General features: G+C 41.4%; 19 protein-coding genes and 1 riboswitch. Of the genes, 11 read left to right on the forward strand and 8 right to left on the reverse strand.

The window, feature by feature from the left end; translation table 11 throughout:
- Nucleotides 1-15: 15 nt before the first annotated feature.
- The gene (nadK, locus tag AADY36_RS07060) at nucleotides 16-900 is read right to left on the reverse strand and encodes an NAD(+) kinase (RefSeq protein ID WP_054561709.1); all 885 of its coding nucleotides are present in this window, start codon (nucleotides 898-900) and stop codon (nucleotides 16-18) included.
- Between the two features lie 120 nt (nucleotides 901-1,020).
- On the opposite strand from nadK, the gene AADY36_RS07065 reads away from it, so the two are divergent.
- Both AADY36_RS07065 and grpE read left to right on the forward strand, forming a co-directional pair.
- Nucleotides 1,021-1,965, forward strand: a complete 945-nt coding sequence (locus AADY36_RS07065; RefSeq protein ID WP_054561708.1) for an HrcA family transcriptional regulator — start codon at nucleotides 1,021-1,023, stop codon at nucleotides 1,963-1,965.
- A 58-nt stretch (nucleotides 1,966-2,023) separates the two neighbouring features.
- Complete coding sequence (gene grpE, locus AADY36_RS07070; protein ID WP_054551515.1) at nucleotides 2,024-2,632, forward strand: nucleotide exchange factor GrpE; 609 nt, start codon at nucleotides 2,024-2,026, stop codon at nucleotides 2,630-2,632.
- Nucleotides 2,633-2,699: 67 nt separating this feature from the next.
- Here the strand turns inward: grpE and AADY36_RS07075 are convergent, their stop codons facing one another.
- A complete protein-coding gene (locus AADY36_RS07075; protein WP_054561707.1) occupies nucleotides 2,700-3,890 on the reverse strand; it encodes a Bcr/CflA family efflux MFS transporter in 1,191 nt (396 codons plus the stop codon).
- Between the two features lie 192 nt (nucleotides 3,891-4,082).
- Here AADY36_RS07075 and AADY36_RS07080 point away from each other — a divergent pair, with 192 nt between their 5' ends.
- Nucleotides 4,083-4,880, forward strand: coding sequence for a M48 family metallopeptidase (locus tag AADY36_RS07080; protein ID WP_054561706.1), 798 nt, complete (start codon nucleotides 4,083-4,085; stop codon nucleotides 4,878-4,880).
- A 113-nt stretch (nucleotides 4,881-4,993) separates the two neighbouring features.
- Nucleotides 4,994-5,497 carry a hypothetical protein gene (locus AADY36_RS07085; protein ID WP_175079089.1) on the forward strand — a complete coding sequence of 168 codons (504 nt, stop codon included), beginning with the start codon at nucleotides 4,994-4,996 and terminating at the stop codon, nucleotides 5,495-5,497.
- A gap of 77 nt (nucleotides 5,498-5,574) precedes the next feature.
- Here AADY36_RS07085 and AADY36_RS07090 read toward each other — a convergent pair whose 3' ends face one another.
- Both AADY36_RS07090 and AADY36_RS07095 read right to left on the reverse strand, forming a co-directional pair.
- Nucleotides 5,575-6,357 carry an outer membrane protein OmpK gene (locus tag AADY36_RS07090; RefSeq protein WP_054561705.1) on the reverse strand — a complete coding sequence of 261 codons (783 nt, stop codon included), beginning with the start codon at nucleotides 6,355-6,357 and terminating at the stop codon, nucleotides 5,575-5,577.
- A 92-nt stretch (nucleotides 6,358-6,449) separates the two neighbouring features.
- Nucleotides 6,450-7,763, reverse strand: coding sequence for a Na+/H+ antiporter NhaC family protein (locus AADY36_RS07095; protein ID WP_054561704.1), 1,314 nt, complete (start codon nucleotides 7,761-7,763; stop codon nucleotides 6,450-6,452).
- Between the two features lie 280 nt (nucleotides 7,764-8,043).
- Here AADY36_RS07095 and dapB point away from each other — a divergent pair, with 280 nt between their 5' ends.
- The 5 genes from dapB to AADY36_RS07120 all read left to right on the forward strand — a co-directional run bounded on the left by dapB (nucleotide 8,044) and on the right by AADY36_RS07120 (nucleotide 15,110).
- Nucleotides 8,044-8,841 carry a 4-hydroxy-tetrahydrodipicolinate reductase gene (dapB, locus tag AADY36_RS07100; protein ID WP_342408744.1) on the forward strand — a complete coding sequence of 266 codons (798 nt, stop codon included), beginning with the start codon at nucleotides 8,044-8,046 and terminating at the stop codon, nucleotides 8,839-8,841.
- 207 nt (nucleotides 8,842-9,048) lie between these two features.
- The gene (gene carA / locus AADY36_RS07105) at nucleotides 9,049-10,185 is read left to right on the forward strand and encodes a glutamine-hydrolyzing carbamoyl-phosphate synthase small subunit (protein WP_055020805.1); all 1,137 of its coding nucleotides are present in this window, start codon (nucleotides 9,049-9,051) and stop codon (nucleotides 10,183-10,185) included.
- A 16-nt stretch (nucleotides 10,186-10,201) separates the two neighbouring features.
- Entirely contained in the window at nucleotides 10,202-13,420 is a 3,219-nt protein-coding gene (gene carB, locus AADY36_RS07110; protein WP_055020806.1) for a carbamoyl-phosphate synthase large subunit, read from the forward strand.
- 51 nt (nucleotides 13,421-13,471) lie between these two features.
- Nucleotides 13,472-13,948, forward strand: coding sequence for a transcription elongation factor GreA (gene greA / locus AADY36_RS07115; protein ID WP_054561700.1), 477 nt, complete (start codon nucleotides 13,472-13,474; stop codon nucleotides 13,946-13,948).
- A gap of 118 nt (nucleotides 13,949-14,066) precedes the next feature.
- Entirely contained in the window at nucleotides 14,067-15,110 is a 1,044-nt protein-coding gene (locus AADY36_RS07120) for a S66 family peptidase (RefSeq protein WP_342408745.1), read from the forward strand.
- Nucleotides 15,111-15,146: 36 nt separating this feature from the next.
- On the opposite strand, the gene AADY36_RS07125 is transcribed toward AADY36_RS07120, so the two are convergent.
- Entirely contained in the window at nucleotides 15,147-15,803 is a 657-nt protein-coding gene (locus AADY36_RS07125) for a nitroreductase family protein (RefSeq protein WP_055020867.1), read from the reverse strand.
- Nucleotides 15,804-15,905: 102 nt separating this feature from the next.
- Between AADY36_RS07125 and AADY36_RS07130 the strand changes: the two genes are divergently transcribed.
- Both AADY36_RS07130 and ribB read left to right on the forward strand, forming a co-directional pair.
- Nucleotides 15,906-16,844 (forward strand): LysR family transcriptional regulator, encoded by a 939-nt coding sequence (locus tag AADY36_RS07130; protein WP_054561698.1) that lies wholly within the window; start codon nucleotides 15,906-15,908, stop codon nucleotides 16,842-16,844.
- A gap of 47 nt (nucleotides 16,845-16,891) precedes the next feature.
- Nucleotides 16,892-17,039: riboswitch (FMN riboswitch) on the forward strand.
- 112 nt (nucleotides 17,040-17,151) lie between these two features.
- Nucleotides 17,152-17,805 (forward strand): 3,4-dihydroxy-2-butanone-4-phosphate synthase, encoded by a 654-nt coding sequence (ribB, locus tag AADY36_RS07135; protein ID WP_095209697.1) that lies wholly within the window; start codon nucleotides 17,152-17,154, stop codon nucleotides 17,803-17,805.
- A 56-nt stretch (nucleotides 17,806-17,861) separates the two neighbouring features.
- Here the strand turns inward: ribB and AADY36_RS07140 are convergent, their stop codons facing one another.
- From AADY36_RS07140 to AADY36_RS07150, 3 genes are all read right to left on the reverse strand, one after another.
- A complete protein-coding gene (locus AADY36_RS07140) occupies nucleotides 17,862-19,304 on the reverse strand; it encodes a serine hydrolase (RefSeq protein WP_342408746.1) in 1,443 nt (480 codons plus the stop codon).
- Between the two features lie 22 nt (nucleotides 19,305-19,326).
- Entirely contained in the window at nucleotides 19,327-20,328 is a 1,002-nt protein-coding gene (locus tag AADY36_RS07145; protein ID WP_342408747.1) for an alpha/beta hydrolase, read from the reverse strand.
- A 71-nt stretch (nucleotides 20,329-20,399) separates the two neighbouring features.
- On the reverse strand, nucleotides 20,400-21,263 hold the full coding sequence (locus tag AADY36_RS07150; protein WP_342408748.1) for a D-Ala-D-Ala carboxypeptidase family metallohydrolase: 864 nt from the start codon (nucleotides 21,261-21,263) through the stop codon (nucleotides 20,400-20,402).
- Nucleotide 21,264: the final 1 nt, after the last annotated feature.

Consider the following 21,264-nt stretch of genomic DNA (forward strand, 5'->3'; position numbering starts at 1 on the left):
AGATAAAAAAGCCGCTTAAAATAAACGGCTTCCCCAGTTTAATTTTTTTCTTAATACATTGTAGTAAGAGTATTCTTTAGGGTGGATCAAGCGCAGACGCTTATCTGCTTTTTTTATCACCACTTCATCGCCAGGTAATACAGCTAAAACCACATGGCTGTCACAACTGACTTGCAAGCTATCAGTATTTTCAAGACTGAGCTTTAAACGCACTTCGTTATCAGCATCAACCACAAGAGGGCGGCTTGATAATGTGTGCGGGAACATAGGCACAAGTGAAATCGCATTAAGCTCTGGCGTCAAAATCGGCCCGCCACCAGATAATGAATAAGCAGTTGAGCCTGTAGGTGTTGAAACAATTAAACCGTCTGAGCGTTGCGAGAATACAAAATCGTTGTTAATAAAGGCCTCAAACTCAATCATATGAGCAACTTTATCGGCATGAAGTACTGCTTCATTCACTGCCAAGTTAGCACTTTTGAGTTCGGCATGGCGATATACTTCAACTTCAAGCAAGAAGCGTTTTTCTTCGAGGAACTGGCCACTTAATACTTGTTCAAGGCTGGCTTCGAAACCTTCTGGGTTTAAATCAGTTAAAAAGCCTAAATTACCACGGTTTACACCAATTACGGCAACATCAAAACGCGCTAAAACTCGAGCTGCGCCAAGCATATTGCCATCACCGCCGACGACTATGGCTAAGTCTGCACGTTCACCTAAATCTACCAATTTAACAAGGTTTTCTCGAGGAAGGTCTTCAAGTTGGCGGCCGGTGCGCTGTTCTACTAGCACTTCAAAACCCAAGGCTCGCAAAAATGTGTGCAGGCGAGCAAGTGTGGCAGCTGCTCCGCTGTGATTAGGTTTGCCAATTAAACCTATGGTTTTAAACGGTGAATCCATGTTATTTGCACTTAAACTTTCATATCGCTAGATTACATTAAAAACTAATGCTTTGAAAATAACTTGAAATAAACTTGCTGCGCCCAAATATCCACTGGCAAGTACCAAGATGTATAAATTATGAAATTAAATCCGCGTGACCAACAAATTTTTTCAGCTGTAATGAGCCTTTACTGTAACGGTGAAGGTCAGCCTGTTGCCTCTACCCGTATTGCCAAGCAAAAAGGCATGGCGGTATGTTCAGCTACTGTGCGCAATGCAATGGCTCGGCTAGAAAAAGTGGGCTTACTCTATTCGCCACATACTTCTGCTGGCCGCGTACCTACCAATGCCGGGTTTGATTATTGGCTTACTGAGTTTTTTGCTCTGCCTGAAATTGCAACATATTGGCAGCCCGAGCAAGCAGAATTAGTTGAGCTCGCCCATGGTTTGAGTCAGCGTTATAAAGTGTGCTGTTGTGTGGGCTTACCTCAAGTCAGCTCTCAGCTGGTCTTTCGAGTAGAGGTGCTTGATTTTGATGGTAGTAATTGGCTTATTCTACTCATCGATAGAGCAGGGCAAAGCCATAACATTTGCATTACCAAACCTGAAGATTCATCTGATGCCGTTCGTTACCAGTTTGCTACTTGGCTTAATACGGTGTTTAGCCAGCAAACCTTAATGGAAGGCTTATATCGAATGCAAGCAATGGCAGCCACTGCACCACATAATTGCCATGACTCTTTAACACAATGGACTCGGCAATTAAGTCAAAAACTCGGTTCAGATAACAGCATTGTGGTAGGTGAAAATTACCTTTACCGCCAAGTTGATTGCCAAACCAGTTTAAACATTGGTGTATCGTTTTTAAATTTTGTTGAAGATAAACTCGCATTTAAAAATGGGTTATCAGTGTTAAACACAGAACAGTTGCCATTTACAGACTGTAATGAGTTGATGGTGATCAGCGTTCCTTATTTTAATAACCATGAATACCAGAGCCGATTTTGTGTAATTTGTCCAAAATCAGCGCAAATAGAAGCAATCATCCAAGAATTTAAGTTAATCGGCTCATCAGCCTCTTGAATCTTTTAATTCAATCCCCATAATTACCGCAGTTGTAAAGAATTGGAGCATGTAAGCTATGTCTGAGCAGACAAAATCACCAGAGCAAGAAGTTGAACTAAACGAAGAATTTGAACAAATGCAAGCTGAAGTAGAAGCTGCAGAAAAAGCGGCTGAACAAGTTGACGGCGAAGAAATGAGCCCTGAAGCTGAAATCGCACTACTACACAGCGAATTAGAAGCGGCTAAACAAACGATCAACGATCAAAAAGACAGTGTTGTTCGTGCTGCTGCAGATGTTGAGAACATGCGTCGTCGTGCCGCTCAAGATGTAGAAAAAGCGCATAAGTTTGCACTTGAAAAGTTTGCTAACGAATTACTACCTGTTATCGATAACCTAGAGCGTGCGATTGAGTTTTCTGATAAAGAAAATGAGCAGCTTAAGCCTGTGCTTGAAGGTATCGAAATGACTGTTAAGAGCTTTAATGATGCGGTATCAAAATTCGGTGTTGAAATTGTTAACCCACAGGGTGAACAATTTAACCCTGAATTCCATCAAGCAATGTCAATTCAGCCAAGCAATGATGTAGCGCCAAATACTGTTCTTGCAGTAATGCAAAAAGGTTATACATTAAATGGCCGTTTATTACGCCCTGCAATGGTTATGGTATCGAAAGAAGCTGAATAAGCTTTAAAGAGATATAAAAAATGCCTGTTAATTACAGGCATTTTTTTATTACAATTGTGTTCAATATTTAAGTCGATTGGTATCGTTTTCGATGCAAAAGCTGTACAAGCAAGATCAGTATCAGTGCGCTGAACATCATAGCAGAAAATGGAATCGCACTTTGTGGGTGAACAAAAGCAAGGATAGGCCCAACTAAAGCGCCACTGCCGAATCTCAGGGTACCAATAACAGCTGTTGCAGTGCCTGACTTTTCCTCAAATTGCATCAGTATTAATGAGTCTGCATTACTCGCGACAATACCCAAGCTCATCATCAGTGGTGCGATGGTGGCAACGATAAAATACAGCGATAAATGCATCACACTGAATAACAACAATGCCCCGCCAGACACAAAGCCAATACCTAGCCCAATAAATAACAGTTTACGAGAACCCAAGCGCGGCACTAAACGTGTATTCATAAAGTTACCGAACATTAAAGCCAGCACGTTAAAGGCGAATAACACACCGAACAATTGCTCATCTACTTTGAAGAAATCGAGATATACATAAGGTACCGATGTTAAAAAGCAAAAGAATGCGAATGAGGCAAACATTGAACTGGCAATATCGGCAAGGGCACTACGACGAGAAAATACCGTTTTATAACTATTAAAGAACAGTGCCAAACCACGTTGCTGACTCTTAAAGATTGGAATATCGATTAAATGAATTTGCACCAAAGCTAAAATGGCAAAACTATAAGCAGCTAATGCGATGAAAATGACCTGCCATGTCGAAATTCCCATGATTAATGAGCCTAGAGTAGGGGCAATTAACGGGGCAACCATCATAATCATCGAGACATAAGACATGCCCTTGGCGGTGTTCTCTCGGTAAATGTGGCGAATAATACCCGGCACTACGACGGTTGCAGCAGCGCCAGTGAATGCTTGCACGGCTCTTAAAGACCAAAATAATTCGATGTTGGTACAAAATGCCAGTGCTAATGAGCTGATGCCAAATAGCGCTAAACCCACCTTAGCGAGTAATCGCCTACCAAGCTCATCGGCTATCGGGCCAAAGAACAACATACCCAGGGCATAACCCGCCAAATAAATACTGAGCGAGATTTGCACATTTGGCATGGTAGTTTGTAAGTCGTTGGCAATCACCAACATCGCCGGTAAATATAAATCAATTGCTAAAGGCGTAATTGCGACAATACTTGCCAGTAAAGGTAATAAAATGCGTTTATTTAAAGTTTCAGGGGAAGGCATTGTTTACTCATTCATCAAACATTAGGTCACTATTGTAGCAGTGTGAGTTACTGTGGTGAACTTAGTTTGCCTGCTAAGTAAAAGAATTAACTAAATGATAACAACTGAGCGGGTGATTGTTCATTTTCATATAAAATTAAGCAATGCTTTGCTATATTAGCCACAATTACACTAAGTATTTGAAGGACTAGTATGAAAAAGTTAATCATGGCAGTGTTAGCCACCGCTGTTTTAGCTGGCTGTAAAACCTCTCCAACAGGGCGTACACAAATCGCGCTTTATTCAGACCAACAAATGAGCCAAATGGGTCAAGCAAGCTTTGCTGAAATGAAAAAAACACAGCCTGTTAATACCGACCCTGGCGTCAATGCTTACGTGAAATGTATTGCCGATGATGTTATTGCCGTTTTACCTAATGAGTATGCAAAGCAGTCTTGGGAAGTTGTTGTGTTTGAAGAAGACTCAGCAAACGCATTTGCATTACCGGGGGGTTATATTGGCGTTCATACAGGTTTATTAAAAGTTGCTGTAAATCAAGACCAACTGGCAACGGTACTAGGTCACGAGGTTGCACACGTTATTGCTGAGCATTCTAATGAACGTGTATCACAAAATGCATTGTTACAAACAGGTCTGCAAGTTGGTGGTGCAGCACTTGATATGGGGAATGTGCAATATCGCGGCGAAATAATGCAAGCCTTAGGCTTAGGCGCACAGTATGGTGTTGTTTTGCCATTTAGCCGCTCACATGAATCAGAAGCAGATATTGTTGGCTTAGATTTAATGGCAAAAGCAGGGTTTAACCCAGAGCAATCAGTGTCGCTTTGGCAAAATATGAGTGCAGCTGGTAGTAGCGGTACCCCAGAGTTTATGTCGACTCACCCTGCACCAGGTAACCGCATCAAAGAGCTTCAAAAGCACATGTCGGATGCATTAAAAGCCCAACAAGCCGCTAAAGCAAAAGGCAAAACCCCACAGTGTAAACTGTAATTAAATCTTCCCAGAGCTGCTTACGCAGCTCTTTTTGTTTCATTTTTCATCGATGTCTATTATCATAAAATAACTATCTGATTTAATAATAAAAACAATTAAATGGAATTAATATGAAGTATTCTATCCCTACTTTTTTGCTATGTACTTTAGTGTCTTTAACCGCCTGTAAAAGCACCAAACAGCAGCAAACTCAAGCAATTGCCTTAAAGCCTACACCTCCTATAGCGTTAAATGCAGTGCATTTTGCCCTTGGAGTTGAAGCAGATAAAGTTCAACGTGATTGTGTCATGCTTGATAAGTTAGCTAATTCGATTACTGATTCAGCAAAAAATTATTTAGTAACATTAGTTGAACAACAAGAAAAATCCAAAGCAGAGTATGTCGTTGAAGCGAAATATATTGAAATTAACTCGCATAGATGGGTTTTTCCATCGGTGAGACCAAGCTCATCAGCAACATTACATGTGCAACTTAAAAAAGGTGATGAGATTATAGCTAAAACAACGAAGGAAATTGGTTCAGGAGTTGCTTTTGGTGCCTGCGACCGTTTAGAGAAAATAGCTGTTGCAGGTGGTCGCTATGTGTCTAAATGGACTTCTAATCAATTTAATTAAAACAAAGCCTGTATTCTAGCTGACTACAGGCTTTAATTCTTATGACTCGTAACTCGTAACTCGTAACTCGTAACTCGTTAGAACGTCCACTCAACGTGAAGTTGTGGTACTGACTCAGTTGTGTCTGTACCTAGCTTGTTGTGCCAATATTGCCATTCAAGGCCTAGCAGTAGCGTATTTTCTTTCATGCTCATTGCGTGACCTAAATCCCAGGTGATGATTGGCTGCGCTAAAATCCATGCTTTAACGTCTTCACCAAATTCATTTTCACGCTCTGCAATATATTCAACATGGCCTGTTACGTTGAACTTTTGTGAACCAATAGTGAATGGGTAGCCCCAAGCAACATCAATCATCCAGCTGTTTGTTTCAGTTGGTGCACCACCGCGTGCTACGCCTTCACTGTCATCGATGTAAGCGGTAAATAAAGTAGATAAAAAGCTAAAGCCCGGTGCTTGCCAGCTAAGCTTTACACCAGGTAAATACTTAAGAACTTTCGAGTCACCTGCGGCATTAAAACCTGCCGTTAAACCCACATCAGCAATTGCGCCGTATGAAAAATCACTGCCAGAGATTTTTGATAAGCTAAATGTTGAATACCACTCGCCGTAAAAGTCTTTATCTTGATAGCCATCTTGACGGTCGTCATTGCTGTAATCAATAAAAAAGAAATTGTCGCCATAGTCATAACCAGAGGCATGCTGTAGTGATACAACCGTGGTATTTGACTTAGTTAATGAAAACGGGTTTTTGTGTTCACCGTTATTAACGTGTAATTGCGTAGAGCTCCAATTAGCGGCATAGCTCGAAGTACTTACTGCACAAAGCGCAGCAACAGAAAGGATCTTTTTCAAGTTCATATCTCAATATTGATGGTGTAAAGGGGGATACAAAGGTTGGATTATAGCAGATACGCCCATATTTGGGCGTATCTTGAGAAAAATTATTTAACTTATGCTTTATTTCTGCGTAAGCAAATTACTGCAACGGCAGTAAAGGCAAGAATAAAGCAGTAGTAAGAAGAGGTAGAGACTTCCCATGGGCTAATTTTGAATGTTGCGCCGAGTAGAAGTGCTTGTGCGCCATACGGCAATGAGCCTTGCGTAACACAAGCAAAAATATCAAGTAAGCTTGCTGAACGCTTGCCTGTAATTTCGCCATCATCTGCTAATTTTTTAGCAATTGGGCCTGCAACAATAATAGATACGGTATTATTGGCAATACATAAGTTACTAGTCATAACCAGTGCAGCAATACCTAATTGATCTGCTACTTTACGGTGCCATTTTGCAATGATTTTTGTAATTGCCTGAATTTTGTTAGCAATATAATCAAGACCACCATTAATACGGATAAACTCTGAAAGACCGCCAATAAACATCGATAGCAAGAAAATTTCCTGCATATCAGTAAAGCCTTTATAAACATCTTTTACAAAGCTTGCACCTTCATAGCTGCCAGTAAAGCCCATAAGTGCAGCGAAGATTATACCGCTAAACAGCACCACGAATACGTTAAAGCCCATTACTGCGAGCACTAAGATAAAGGCATAAGGTAATACTAGTAAGATATCGAAGTCTTGTGTCTCTACAGCTTCTGCTGCAGGCGTTAAGAAGAATAACAAGCCGATAGTTAATGCCGCAGCAGGTAAGGCGATTTTTAAGTTCTCACGAAATTTATCTTTCATTTCACAGCCTTGCGTGCGGGTTGCAGCAATAGTTGTGTCAGAGATGATTGATAAGTTATCACCAAACATGGCACCTGATACAATCGTGCCTGCCATCAGAGATGGATCAATGCCTGTTTTTTGGGCGACGGCATAAGCAATCGGGCCAATCGCACCGATAGTACCCATTGAAGTACCCATCGCAGTCGACACTACCGCAGCAATTAAAAATAACCCTGGTAGTAACAGAGCAGGTGGAATAAGTGATAAACCGGCATTAACTACGGCATCAACACCACCGGTCGCACCAGCAACCGCAGAAAACGCACCTGCCAGCAGATAAATCAAACACATAGTGATAATGTTGCTATGGCCAGCACCTTTAATAAAGGTTTCAACACTGTGGTTGATGGTATTTTTATTTAAGATAAACGCCAGCATGATGGCTGGCAAAATTGCAACAGGAGCAGGCAATTGATAGAAGGCGTAATCGACACCTTGAGACTGTAAGTATAAGCCAGCGCCTAAAAATAAGCCGACAAACACCAAAAGCGGCAGCAAAGAAAGTTTTGCTTTTGTTTTATTAAATGATGGCTGCATCATATTCCTCGTTAGATAACCAATAACACAGCCAAACACTTCTTTTAGCTGTATTTAGTTGTGTCTAAAAGACAACAACAGCGCCCGCAAGCCAAAGACCAAATCGGCGCAAAGGAAGAAGTTTAAATGTATAGATGGCTAAATGCAAAGACTATCTGTTATTATTGTTGTTCTATTAATAAATCTAAAATTAGCTCTGTATTTTTTATAAGCTAACCTGACTATTACATGAGTTTTCGATAAAATCCAGCCAGCTAAGAAGAATAGATAAGGTAACTATATGAACCGCATAGGTGTATTTGGCGCAAACGGCCGCATGGGACTTGCACTTTTAGAAGCTGTCTCAAAAAAAGATGACGCAACATTAACGGGCGCGTACGTGCGTGATAACTCGCCACTTTTAGATATTGCGGTTAATCAATTAAACAGCGCTGCATCAGCAAATGTATCATTTAGTAAAGAAACAGACGTAAAAGATGCAGATGTATTGATTGATTTCACTTTACCGGCAGGAATGCGCAACCATTTAAAAACAGCGGTCGAAAAAAATATCGCCATGGTTATTGGTACTACGGGCCTTAACCAAGATGATCTTGATGCGCTTCATGAAGCGGCGAAACACATTCCGATTGTTTTTGCCCGCAACTATAGCGTAGGTGTGAATTTACTGCTTAACTTAGTGCAGACTGCGGCTGTGAAGTTTGGCGATGATATGGATATCGAAATATTTGAGGCCCACCATCGTCACAAAATCGATGCGCCATCAGGAACTGCATTGGCAATTGGTGAAGCTATTGCCGAGGCAAAAGGTTGGCAGCATGATGAAGTCGCGCGTTTTGATAGAAGCAATGACGAACACGCAAAATCGCAAAATGAAATCGGTTATTCAGTCATGAGAGGCGGAGATATAGTAGGTGAACACACCGCATATTTCGCAACTTCTGGCGAAAGGCTAGAATTAACTCATAAAGCAAGTTCAAGAATCACCTTCGCATTAGGTGCTGTAAGAGCTGCGGGCTGGTTGAAAAATAAACCAGCTGGACTTTATGACATGCAAGATGTGCTTGACTTGAAGTAGTTTAGTTTCTTTTTTGGCAGTTTCAGTGAATTTTTAGTTAATAACGCTTATTTTTACTATTTTATTAATTAAGATTAGATCTGAATGCTAATTTACTGTAGAATAGCGCCAATTTGCCAAAAATTCATAAATGCGTGTTTCCAATCGCTATAAACGGGCAGTAGAGCAAATGACTTTACTCCCGTTTTTTACTGTTAGGAGGTTAACTTGACTAAATCCGCTCTGTTAGTCCTAGAAGACGGCACAGTGTTTCGCGGTACTGCAATCGGCGCTGACGGCATGTCAGTCGGTGAAGTAGTATTCAATACGTCTATGACTGGTTATCAAGAAATTTTGACTGACCCTTCATACGCGGAACAAATCGTAACTTTGACGTACCCACATATCGGTAATACGGGTACTAACAGCGAAGACGAAGAAGCGGGTCAAATCTGGGCTAAAGGCCTAGTGATCCGTGATTTGCCACTGCTAGCAAGTAATTTCCGTAACGAGCAATCGTTAAGTGATTACTTAAAAGAACGCAATATCTTAGGTATTGCTGACATCGACACTCGTAAATTAACACGTATCTTACGTGATAAAGGCGCTCAAAATGGTTGTATCATTGCAGGCGACGAGTTAGATGAGAATAAAGCGCTTGAAGCTGCGCAAGCCTTCCCAGGCTTAAAAGGCATGGATTTAGCAAAAGTTGTCTCAACCAAGGAAAATTTTGAGTGGCGCGAATCAAGCTGGACGTTAGGTTCAGGCTTTAAAACGCTAGAAGCAGCAGACGAGAAGTTCCACGTTGTTGCTTATGACTTCGGTGTTAAACGTAATATCTTACGTATGTTAGTTGACCGCGGTTGTAAATTAACCGTTGTTCCTGCACAAACATCTGCAGAAGACGTACTGGCACTAAACCCAGACGGTATCTTCTTATCAAATGGCCCAGGCGACCCTGAGCCGTGTACATACGCGATTGAAGCAATTAAAACTTTCCTAGAAACAGACACGCCAATTTTTGGTATCTGTTTAGGTCACCAATTACTTGCACTTGCTTCAGGTGCACAAACGGTGAAAATGAAGTTTGGTCACCATGGTGGTAACCACCCAGTTAAAGACCTTGACCGCAATGTTGTAATGATCACAGCGCAAAACCACGGTTTCGCAGCTGACGAAGCAACATTACCAGCGAATTTACGTGCAACTCACGTTTCTTTATTCGATGGCACGCTACAAGGTATTCACCGCACAGATAAGCCTGCATTTAGCTTCCAAGGTCACCCTGAAGCAAGCCCTGGTCCACATGATGCGGCGCCATTATTTGACCACTTCATCGACCTGATGCAAGCACGTTCTAACTAATTTAACCGGAGTAACAATGCCAAAACGTACCGACATAAAAAGCATTCTTATCTTAGGCGCAGGCCCGATCGTAATCGGTCAAGCTTGTGAATTTGACTACTCTGGTGCACAAGCGTGTAAAGCACTACGAGAAGAAGGCTTTCGAGTAATTCTTGTAAACTCGAACCCTGCAACTATCATGACTGACCCTGAAATGGCGGATGCGACGTACATCGAGCCAATTCACTGGGAAGTGGTAGAGAAAATCATTGAAAAAGAAAAGCCAGATGCAGTGCTGCCTACTATGGGTGGTCAAACAGCATTAAACTGTGCACTTGATTTAGATAAGCACGGCGTACTGGCAAAACACGGTGTTGAGTTAATCGGTGCAACTGCTGATGCAATCGATAAAGCTGAAAACCGTGAGCGTTTTGACGTAGCAATGAAGAACATTGGCCTTGAGTGTCCGCGTGCAGAAATCGCTCACTCAATGGAAGAAGCACACGATGTACTTAGCCGTATCGGTTTCCCATGTATCATTCGTCCATCATTCACTATGGGTGGTACCGGTGGTGGTGTTGCATACAACCAAGAAGAATTTGATGAAATTTGTGAGCGTGGTTTAGATTTATCACCAACAAATGAACTTTTAATCGATGAATCATTAATCGGTTGGAAAGAGTACGAAATGGAAGTTGTTCGTGACAAAAACGACAACTGTATCATCGTATGTTCTATCGAAAACTTTGACCCTATGGGTGTTCACACTGGTGACTCAATCACGGTTGCTCCTGCGCAAACACTAACTGATAAAGAATACCAAATCATGCGTAATGCATCGATGGCGGTACTTCGTGAAATCGGTGTTGAAACAGGTGGTTCAAACGTACAGTTTGGTGTGAATCCAGTTGATGGCCGTATGGTTATCATCGAGATGAACCCACGTGTATCGCGTTCTTCAGCACTAGCATCAAAAGCAACGGGTTTCCCAATTGCGAAAATCGCTGCAAAACTAGCAGTAGGTTACACCCTTGATGAGCTACAAAACGACATCACTGGCGGTAAAACACCAGCGTCTTTCGAGCCGTCAATTGACTACGTTGTTACTAAGATCCCACGTTTTAACTTCGAAAAATTCGCAGGTTCAAACGACCGTCTAACAACACAGATGAAATCTGTGGGTGAAGTGATGGCAATTGGTCGTAACCAACAAGAGTCACTGCATAAAGCATTACGTGGTCTTGAAGTAGGCGCAACGGGCTTTAACCCAATTGTTGCCCTTGATGATCCGAAAGCAAAAGAAAAAATCATCCGTGAATTACGTGAGCCAGGTGCTGAGCGTATTTGGTACGTTGCTGATGCAATGCGTCACGGTATGAGCGTAGAAGACGTTTTCGAACTCACTAAGATTGACCCTTGGTACCTAGTACAAATCGAAGACATCTTAAAAGACGAAGCAACAATCAGCGAAGTAGGTATGGCTGGTTTAAATGCTGAGTTTTTACGCAAGCTTAAGCGTAAAGGTTTTGCTGATGCGCGTATCGCTGAAATTGCCGGTGTTTCTGAAGCAGAAATTCGTAAGAAGCGTCACCAGTTAGATATCGTGCCTGTATATAAGCGCGTTGATACGTGTGCTGCAGAGTTCAGCTCAGACACAGCTTACATGTACTCATCTTATGATGAAGAATGTGAAGCGAATCCATCTGAAAAAGATAAAATCATGGTAATCGGTGGTGGCCCTAACCGTATCGGTCAAGGTATCGAATTCGATTACTGTTGTGTTCACGCAGCATTAGCTTTACGTGAAGACGGCTATGAAACAATTATGGTTAACTGTAACCCTGAAACTGTTTCAACTGACTACGACACATCAGATCGCTTATTCTTCGAGCCAATCACGCTTGAAGATGTATTAGAAATCGTACGCGTTGAAAAGCCAAAAGGTGTTATCGTTCAGTACGGTGGTCAAACACCACTGAAACTTGCTCGTGAACTTGAAGCGAATGGTGTGCCAGTTATTGGTACTTCACCAGATGCAATCGACCGTGCAGAAGACCGTGAGCGTTTCCAACAGCTTGTTGAGCGTCTAGATCTTCTTCAACCAGAGAATGCAACGGTTACTTCTTTAGAAGAAGCGATTGTTAAGTCTGCTGAAATCGGCTTCCCACTTGTTGTACGTCCTTCATATGTATTAGGTGGTCGCGCAATGGAAGTAGTTTATGATGAAGACGATTTACGTCGTTACATGACAGAAGCAGTATCAGCGTCAAATGAAGCGCCAGTACTACTTGACCACTTCTTAGATAACGCAATCGAAGTTGACGTTGATGCTATCTGTGACGGTGAGCAAGTAATCATCGGTGGTATCATGGAGCACATTGAGCAAGCAGGTGTTCACTCAGGTGACTCAGCGTGTTCATTACCAGCTCACTCACTAACTGCTGAAGTACAAGACGTAATGCGTAAGCAAGTGACTGATATGGCACTAGAGCTTGGCGTAGTAGGTCTGATGAATACTCAGTTTGCTGTGAAAGACGGTAAAGTTTACTTAATCGAAGTAAACCCACGTGCTGCGCGTACAGTACCGTTTGTTTCTAAAGCGACAGGTATCGCACTTGCTAAAGTAGCGGCACGTTGTATGGCGGGTCAGTCGCTAGCAAGCCAAGGTATTACAAAAGAAGTAATCCCTCCTTACTACAGCGTAAAAGAAGTGGTACTGCCATTTGCTAAGTTCCAAGGTGTTGACCCAATCCGTGGCCCAGAAATGCGCTCAACGGGTGAGGTAATGGGTGTTGGTGAAACTTTCGCCGAAGCATTCGCAAAAGCACAATTAGGTGCAAGCAACACTTTACCACGCGGTGGTCGCGCGTTACTATCGGTACGCAACAGTGACAAACCACGTATCGTTGAACTAGCTAAAACCATGACTGATCTTGGTTTCGAGCTAGATGCGACAGGTGGCACTGCAAAAGCACTTGAAGAAGCAGGCATTGCAGTTCGTCGCGTGAATAAAGTATACGAAGGTCGTCCTCATATTCTTGATAGAATTAAAAATGGTGAATACAGCTACATTGTAAACACTACTGAAGGCCGCCAAGCGATTGAAGATTCGAAGGTGTTACGTCGTGGTGCGTTACAGCATAAGACTAACTACACAACGACTCTGAACGCGGCATTTGCTAACTGTACTGCAAACCAAGCAGACGACCGTAGCAAGGTGACGTCAGTTCAGGAACTACATCAGCGAATGAACTAAGGAAATGTGCCAAGGGCGAGGCAATCGCCCTTGGGATTAAGTGAGAATAATATGCAATCAATTCCGATGACAGTTCGTGGTGCAGCATTACTGCGCGAAGAACTTAACGAATTAAAAACAGTTACCCGTCCAAAAATCGTTGCTGATATCGCTGAAGCACGTGAGCACGGTGATTTGAAAGAAAACGCTGAATACCATGCTGCTCGTGAGCAACAAGGTTTCTGCGAAGGCCGTATTCAAGAAATTGAAGCGAAGCTTTCAAATGTGCAAATCATTGATGTAACTAAAATGCCTAACACAGGTAAAGTTATTTTTGGCACAACGGTTACTATCGTTAATGTTGAAACCGATGCTGAAGTAAAATACCGAATCGTAGGCGATGACGAAGCAGATATCAAAAATAACCTGATTTCTGTTAACTCACCAATCGCGCGTGGTTTAATTGGTAAAGAGGTAGATGATGCCGTTATCATTAAAACACCAAACGGTGAAGTAGAGTACGAAATCATTGAAGTTGAGTATATTTAGTAGCTTAACCAAGCATTGAGAAAAACCGCAGTTCATACTGCGGTTTTTTTATGCCTGTTTACAGGCGTGAATTTATTCGGTACGTTGGCTACAAGACAGTCGTAATGAAGGAGTAATAATGGCGAAAATTCAGTATCCTAAACCGCTTGAGCAAGGTGATAAAATAGCCATATGTGCTTTTTCATCTGGTGTTGATAAAGCCTTTTATGGGCGCTTAGACATAGTACTTAATGGCTTAACAGCCAAAGGTTTTACTGTTATTGAAGGTGCCTGCTTACGTCAGTCACACAACAGTGCAAAGCAACGTGCTGATGAGCTAATGCAGTATTTAACTGATGATTCAATCGCAGCCATCATGCCGCCATGGGGCGGTGATCTTACCATGGAAATTTTACCTCTTCTGGATTTCAATGCGATAAGTAAAGCAAGGCCTAAGTGGTTGGTTGGCTTTTCTGATATCAGCACGTTTGCATGTGCATTAACAACTCGTTGTGGCTGGGCAACTTTGCACGCTGCAAATTTAATGCAAATTCACCCTGACGATCCCGATGTTTATTTAGCAAATATATTCAGTGCCATGTCGCTTGAAGAAAAACAGCGACTCCATCAAGTCGCGTCGCCATTTTATCAGCAAAAACCAATTGATTATAAAGCTAAGCCAGAGGCTCAATTTGACTATACTGCTCCTAGCCAATGGCGATGTATTAACTATAAAGATAAACGCCAAATTGAAGTGTCTGGGCGATTAATTGGCGGTTGTTTAGATACGTTAGGTCTGTTGCTACCCTCAAATTACTATGCATTGCATGAGTTTAAAAAACAGTATGCACCAGAGGGGTTAATTTTATACCTAGAAAATGCAGAGCTTAGTCCGATGGCCCTTGCACGTTGTTTGTTATCGTTAAAGTTGAATGATGTTTTTACTGATGTAAATGCTGTGGTATTTGGCCGCAGCCCTGCAATTAATAACGACTGCTACTTCGATGAATACCAAGCAATAGAACTTGCATTTAAAGGCAATTTGTTCCCAGTTATCGTTGATGCCGACATTGGCCACGTAGCCCCTAATTTAGCATTAATTAATGGTGCTGTTGCCACAATTACTGCAGATTTGTGTGAAGGTATGGCGAGTAATGTGGTTGTGAAGACTGACCTTAAATAACAATTATGCAGGCCAAGCCTGCATAATCTTTAGGCTTTAAACTACAGTAATTACCGCATCTTTATCTAAACGCGATTTTGGTAATGCAGCATTATAATCTTGCTCTGGCTCGTGATAACCAATAGCGAGTGCCACTTCACATACATAACCATCTAACTCATCAGCGAATAGCTCACCGAGTAAGTCTTTATCGACACCTTCCATCGGTGTTGAATCTAAATCTAAACGAGCCACTGTGTGCATGGTATTACCTAATGCAATGTAGGTTTGAGCTTTAGTCCAAGCGGCGTTATCACCTTGCTCATCTGTATTTAAATCAACAAAGGCGAAGGCACCAAAAGCCTGCTCTTTGTTTTCAGCTTTTGTACGGCCATTAGCAATATCGGCATCAATTACTTTTTCATAATCAGCACGTTTATAGCTTGGGTTATAAGCAAATAAAATGGTGTGTGATGCCGCTTTTGCATGAACTTGGTTAAATTGAAACTTATTTGCAAAACTATCATGCAGACGCTGTTTACCTTGCTCTGATTCAATTACCACAAATTTCCATGGTTGAGAATTAATAGACGATGGCGACAGGCGTAATGCTTCTAAAATTACAGCTAAGTCTGCTTGGCTAATTTGTTTTGAAGCGTCGTAACGTTTACTTGTATAACGGCGTTGTAAGTCTGAAATGATTGGGTGTGTCATGATTTGCTCCCGCATGTATAACAATTAGGTGCAGTTTACGCCTTGCATACTATACGATAAAGCGCATAATCGAATAAACATTATCAAAAATTTTTAGTTAATATGTTGGTTGAAGATCTCAAATTAATCCTTAAGGTTGCTGAGTTTCGTAGTATTACAACCGCAGCAGCCAAATTAGACATGCGAGCCGCTACCGCCAGCGCTGCTATTAAGCGTGTTGAAGCAGCGCTGGGTGCTGAGTTATTTGTTCGTACAACTCGTCATTTGCGGTTATCTGCGGCTGGGGAGCGCTTTTTACCTCAGTGTCAGCAAGCAGTGCTCATGCTAGACCAAGCCACACTTGCCTTAAAAGGTGAGCATGATGAAATTGATGGGGAGCTAAGAGTCGCATTATCTTCAGACTTAGGCCGCAACATCATTATCCCATGGTTAGATGAGTTACTTGATGAGTATCCAAAGCTGAGTATGCGCCCGCATATTAGCGATAGTAATGTTGACTTTTACCGAGACTCCGTTGATTTTGCACTTAGGTATGGCTCGCCATCCGACTCAAATTTATATGGCTTTAAAATTTGTAATGTTCCGCGGCTGTTATGTGCAACCCCAGAGTACATTGCTGAACATGGCGCGCCGACACATCCCGATGAATTAAATCAGCATCAAGGCCTATTTTATCAACTGCAAGATATCATCAATAATGTCTGGGAATTTACCGATGGAACCGAGCGTTTTAAGGTGAAAATGCAAGGCCGTCGAGCATCTAATGATGGCGATTTGGTAAGGCGTTGGTGTGTGGCTGGTAAAGGCCTAGCGGTTAAATCTTGCATTGATATCAGTGATGATTTACTAAGTGGACGGGTAGTGCCCGTGATGCAAAATTATCCTCACTTATGTGCAGAGCTTTGGCTAATATGCCCAAGTCGACAATCTATTACACCCGCGGTTCGTCTAGTGCGTGATATATGCCGAGAAAAAACCAAGGCGATACTCAATCAACTGATTGAAAAAGGCATATTAGATAAGCGGGTACTCGATAACTAATTATTTTAGGTATAGAATAGCTTGGCTTATTCATCTTATTGATTAAGCAACATTCTCAGGGCGGGGTGAAATTCCCCACCGGCGGTATACTTTGAAATAAAGTGAGCCCGCGAGCGCTTTAACTTTGGTTAAAGGTCAGCAGATCTGGTGAGAGGCCAGAGCCGACGGTGATAGTCCGGATGAAAGAGAAAGATGATGTAGAAAATCTATAAAACAGTAATTGGCTGCCTGCGGGTGGTCTTTTTTGCTGTGCCTTTCAATGTCCTGAATCTTTTCATATTTAATTTAATAGGTATTAAAAATGATGATTCAGTCTTCTTTACTCAGCCAATTTGGCGAACCACTTGAACGCGTTGAACGTGCTATTGCTGCTTTGCAGCAGGGTGAAGGCGTGCTTGTAGTAGATGACGAAAACCGTGAAAACGAAGGTGATTTTGTGTACTCAGCACAGCACCTGACCACAGAGCAAATGGCCATGATGATCCGTGAAGGCAGCGGTATTGTGTGTCTTTGCATGGGCGATGAGCGTGTTAAACAGCTTGATTTACCACAAATGGTTGAGCATAACACCAGCCAGAACAAAACAGCGTATACAGTGACTATTGAAGCTAAAACGGGCGTGACAACTGGCGTTTCTGCGGCTGATCGTGTAACCACCATTAAAGCGGCAACAGCAGACAATGCAAAGCCTGAAGATTTATCTCGCCCAGGGCATGTGTTTGGACTGCGTGCACAAACGGGTGGTGTATTAGTCCGTCGTGGCCATACTGAGGCATCGGTTGATTTAATGCAGTTAGCGGGTTTAACACCGTTTGGTGTTATTTGCGAATTAACGAATCCAGATGGTTCAATGGCTCGCTTGCCTGAAGTTAGCAAGTTTGCCTGTGAGCACAATATGCCCGTTGTATCGATTGAAGATTTAGTTGCTTATATCCAAGCAACGCAAAAACAGGCTTGTTAAAAGCTTTATGCTTTGAGCTGTAAGTCAAAAAGTGAGGCCACTTTTGTGGCCTATATTTATTGTAATTTCTCAATCGCTTGTTTAGCACTTTCACTGTCAGGATTAAGTTTTAACGCACTTTTGTAACTTGCTAATGCTTTTTGTTTATCACCTGCTGCTAAATATGCTTCACCTAAACTGTCAAATGTATTTGCTGATTCTGGATAAGATTGATTATTGAGTTCAAACACCGTGATTGCGGCGCCTAGCTCATCCATTTGCATTAATTCATAGCCAAAGTAGTTTAGCGACCTTTCTCTAGGCGTATTACCCTCACTCACCATTTGCTGATAGGTATTCTTTAACCCTGCAATACCTTCACGTTTAAATACGTTATAAAGTTTACTATCTACATGCTCTGTAGCTTTTTCGTAGGGTTTGCCATAGTAGATTGCAAGTAAGCCATTAGTCATGGGTGTGAGTGGCGCACCACCGGTGTTATTTAAAATAATAACCAGTAATTTGTCTTCGATTATTCTACTTATAAATGCTTTAAAACCATTGATGCCACCGCCATGTTGAATACGGGTTAGCGGTTTTCCGTAGGTGCTTTTATCAAGGTTTGTAACTTCCCAACCAAGCGCATAATTTCTTTGCTCAGAAACTTGATACATCTGTTTCTTATACTCTTTGTTCAATAACTTATCCGTGTAGAGAGCTTGATCCCATTTTAGTAAATCCCGTGCTGTTGAGTACATTGATCCTGCTGCAAATGGGATAGACATATCTAAATAATCAGTATTGCTATAACCTCCTAGACCATTGTCGTAACCCGATACGCGAAATTTAATGATTTTATTGTGAGAATCATAGCCTGTATCCTTCATATCGAGTGGATCTAAAATATTCTTCTGTAATACATCTTGATATTTTTGACCTGTTACCTTTTCGATTACCGCACCCAAAATAAAATAGCCAGAGTTGCTATAACGAAATTCAGTGCCAGGCTCGAACACGAGATCATCACTACATAGCAAGCGAATAAATTCATCAACACTGTAAGGGTTTCGGCTGTACTCATCACGAAAAGATTTTGCCTGAGTATAATTTCCAAGACCAGAGGTGTGATTAAGTATTTGGCGAAGGGTAATTTTAGTGGCTATATCTTTTCTGTAATCAGGGAGGTATGTTGCAAGGTGATCATCGAGTTTAAGTTTTCCATCTTGTGCCAATTGCAGAATTAACATGGCGGTAAATTGTTTGGTAATTGAACCAATTCTAAATTTACTTTTATTACTATGTCTTATATCCCATTCAAAGTTGGCATAGCCAACGCTTTGTTCAAACAGTACTTTTCCATCCTTAGCAACTAATACATTGCCATTAAACTGCTTAAAGTTATGAAAGCCACTAATAAAGTCAGCCATCTCTGCTTGCATGTTTTGGCTATGTGCGAGGCTTGAAATTGCGACTAAATAAAAAACTACAAGCAACCTTAGCTTATTAAAGAATATGTTCATTGCTGTCCTTGTTATTTGTTGGTTACATTAATCGATGTAAAACCTCATTGCGCATAGCTTGATTAATAAGGCTTACCATTCTGGTGTGATCTAAATTACTGTAATGCACTATGGATACACTCTTATTTTGAAGTGCTTGCCAATAATCAGCAGGGCTTATAGGGTCTGCGTTACTAACATAGAGTGTGGTTCTATTAGCTGATTGTTTGTCGTTCAGTCGTGCGATTAAATCAAGCTGTGTTTCATCAATACCACTGTCGTGAATCACATTTTTTGCTGCGGTTTTAAAATCATCATCTTTGAAAAAGTAGCTTATGGTTGGGTGGTAATTTTTAGCTACGGACATTAATGCGGTGTCAAAATGCACCATTGGTGCAACCATAATTTGTTGATTTACATTAGGCATCTGCTTTGCAAGTTGCATAGCGGCAATACTGCCCATTGAATAACTTAAAATATCAATTTGTTGGTATTGGTTGGTATTTAAAAAATGCTTTAATACATCAAGACTATTTAGACCAAACTTGAATTCACTATACTGATTGCTCGCAGGCATAAGGATGACATCTTTGCCAGTAAAATGACTTAGCCAACGGGCTTGAAAACTATAAATCAAACTACTCACACCATAACCTGGGAATACTATAATCGCTGAATCGTTTTTCCGTTTGGCGCCATTTATAGAGGTCAAAGCTGTTTCAAATGTTTCTAATTCCTCTTTTGATTTAAGTTGAAAAGTTATGCCAAATTGTTCACCTTGCTCAAAATATTCTATTAAATCATTATGGGAAAATATTCTAACTGCTATACAGTTATGCGTAGTGTTACATGTTTTGTGAGGTATACCTTCGTAAACGGTATTTAACATTGGGTCGTCAGGGTCACCGTAAGATATTTCTTCTACAGGTTGAGTGATTTGATAAGCAATAAAACTCTGACAACCACTAAGGACTGAAATATAAAAAATGCAGAGGATAAAGCGCATAATTCCCTTTGTTGTTATTGTAGTATTTCCATTAATCACAACAACTTACCAATCAAGCAGTAATAATGCAATTGGATAATATTTAAACAAGGAATATATGAAGCTTGCAATTACCACCTAGCGGTAAATCCACGGTTATCTATGTGAACAAAACCACCGTGGTGGGAGGCGGGTTTATAACGGCCAATACCGCCATTATAGCGGCTCTGTTTTTGGAACTTTTCAAACACTTTATAAAGCACATCAACATCAGCAACCGTTAGTTTGCCATCGCCGTTTAAATCGTCCATTCGGCCATCACCATCTTCGTCTATATATAGGTCAAAGGCATCGCCGTATTGGTGTCGGCTGTGTTTGCCATTACCAATTGAGCGATTGTAATGGGGTGTTCTATAGCCGCTGATAAAGGCAAATTTACTGACTTTAATCCCTTCATTTTGTACAAACCTGAGCAGATCTTCGAGCATCATCAAGCCATCGTTGTTGACATAAAGATACTTTGGAAAGCCACTCACTTGCTTACAAATTACATTTTTAACTTGCACATGAGGAGTCAGCTGCCGTGATAAGTCTTTCTCAAAAATTTCTATAAACCCGTTTGGCGCACTGTACTGTGGGTAGTTTTTATACGGGGCAGGGTAGAGGCCTATTTGATAATTATTCAATTGCTTATTGTTAGCATTGAATGGTTTTTTCACTATAACGAGTAAGCGTTTGCTCGTTTTGTTGTTACTCAGTACTAGGCTATAAAACCCTGCATTTTCTGGGGCATAAACGGCAATGCTATTTGGCCCTAATCGCTCAGTCTCAACATCTGATACTGCAGTTGGAGCAAAATCAGCCGTGTTATCAAGTGTTAGAACTTGTTTTGCATCAAGTACAAGGCTGTGCAGCGAATCAGTTAATTCAATAGCAGCAACAGAGCATGTAGTTAACGCTAAGCACACACTAAAAATAATACGGCTGAAATACATA

The organism is Pseudoalteromonas sp. D15MCD-2, assembly GCF_038562745.1.
In the GTDB taxonomy this organism is placed as follows: Bacteria; Pseudomonadota; Gammaproteobacteria; order Enterobacterales; family Alteromonadaceae; genus Pseudoalteromonas.

Excerpts from the sequence above, each read along its gene's own strand:
- nadK (WP_054561709.1), bottom strand. The coding sequence starts at position 900 with ATGGATTCACCGTTTAAAACCATAGGTTTAATTGGCAAACCTAATCAC.
- AADY36_RS07065 (WP_054561708.1), top strand. The coding sequence starts at position 1,021 with ATGAAATTAAATCCGCGTGACCAACAAATTTTTTCAGCTGTAATGAGC.
- grpE (WP_054551515.1), top strand. The coding sequence starts at position 2,024 with ATGTCTGAGCAGACAAAATCACCAGAGCAAGAAGTTGAACTAAACGAA.
- AADY36_RS07075 (WP_054561707.1), bottom strand. The coding sequence starts at position 3,890 with ATGCCTTCCCCTGAAACTTTAAATAAACGCATTTTATTACCTTTACTG.
- AADY36_RS07080 (WP_054561706.1), top strand. The coding sequence starts at position 4,083 with ATGAAAAAGTTAATCATGGCAGTGTTAGCCACCGCTGTTTTAGCTGGC.
- AADY36_RS07085 (WP_175079089.1), top strand. The coding sequence starts at position 4,994 with ATGAAGTATTCTATCCCTACTTTTTTGCTATGTACTTTAGTGTCTTTA.
- AADY36_RS07090 (WP_054561705.1), bottom strand. The coding sequence starts at position 6,357 with ATGAACTTGAAAAAGATCCTTTCTGTTGCTGCGCTTTGTGCAGTAAGT.
- AADY36_RS07095 (WP_054561704.1), bottom strand. The coding sequence starts at position 7,763 with ATGCAGCCATCATTTAATAAAACAAAAGCAAAACTTTCTTTGCTGCCG.
- dapB (WP_342408744.1), top strand. The coding sequence starts at position 8,044 with ATGAACCGCATAGGTGTATTTGGCGCAAACGGCCGCATGGGACTTGCA.
- carB (WP_055020806.1), top strand. The coding sequence starts at position 10,202 with ATGCCAAAACGTACCGACATAAAAAGCATTCTTATCTTAGGCGCAGGC.
- greA (WP_054561700.1), top strand. The coding sequence starts at position 13,472 with ATGCAATCAATTCCGATGACAGTTCGTGGTGCAGCATTACTGCGCGAA.
- AADY36_RS07120 (WP_342408745.1), top strand. The coding sequence starts at position 14,067 with ATGGCGAAAATTCAGTATCCTAAACCGCTTGAGCAAGGTGATAAAATA.
- AADY36_RS07125 (WP_055020867.1), bottom strand. The coding sequence starts at position 15,803 with ATGACACACCCAATCATTTCAGACTTACAACGCCGTTATACAAGTAAA.
- AADY36_RS07130 (WP_054561698.1), top strand. The coding sequence starts at position 15,906 with ATGTTGGTTGAAGATCTCAAATTAATCCTTAAGGTTGCTGAGTTTCGT.
- AADY36_RS07140 (WP_342408746.1), bottom strand. The coding sequence starts at position 19,304 with ATGAACATATTCTTTAATAAGCTAAGGTTGCTTGTAGTTTTTTATTTA.
- AADY36_RS07150 (WP_342408748.1), bottom strand. The coding sequence starts at position 21,263 with ATGTATTTCAGCCGTATTATTTTTAGTGTGTGCTTAGCGTTAACTACA.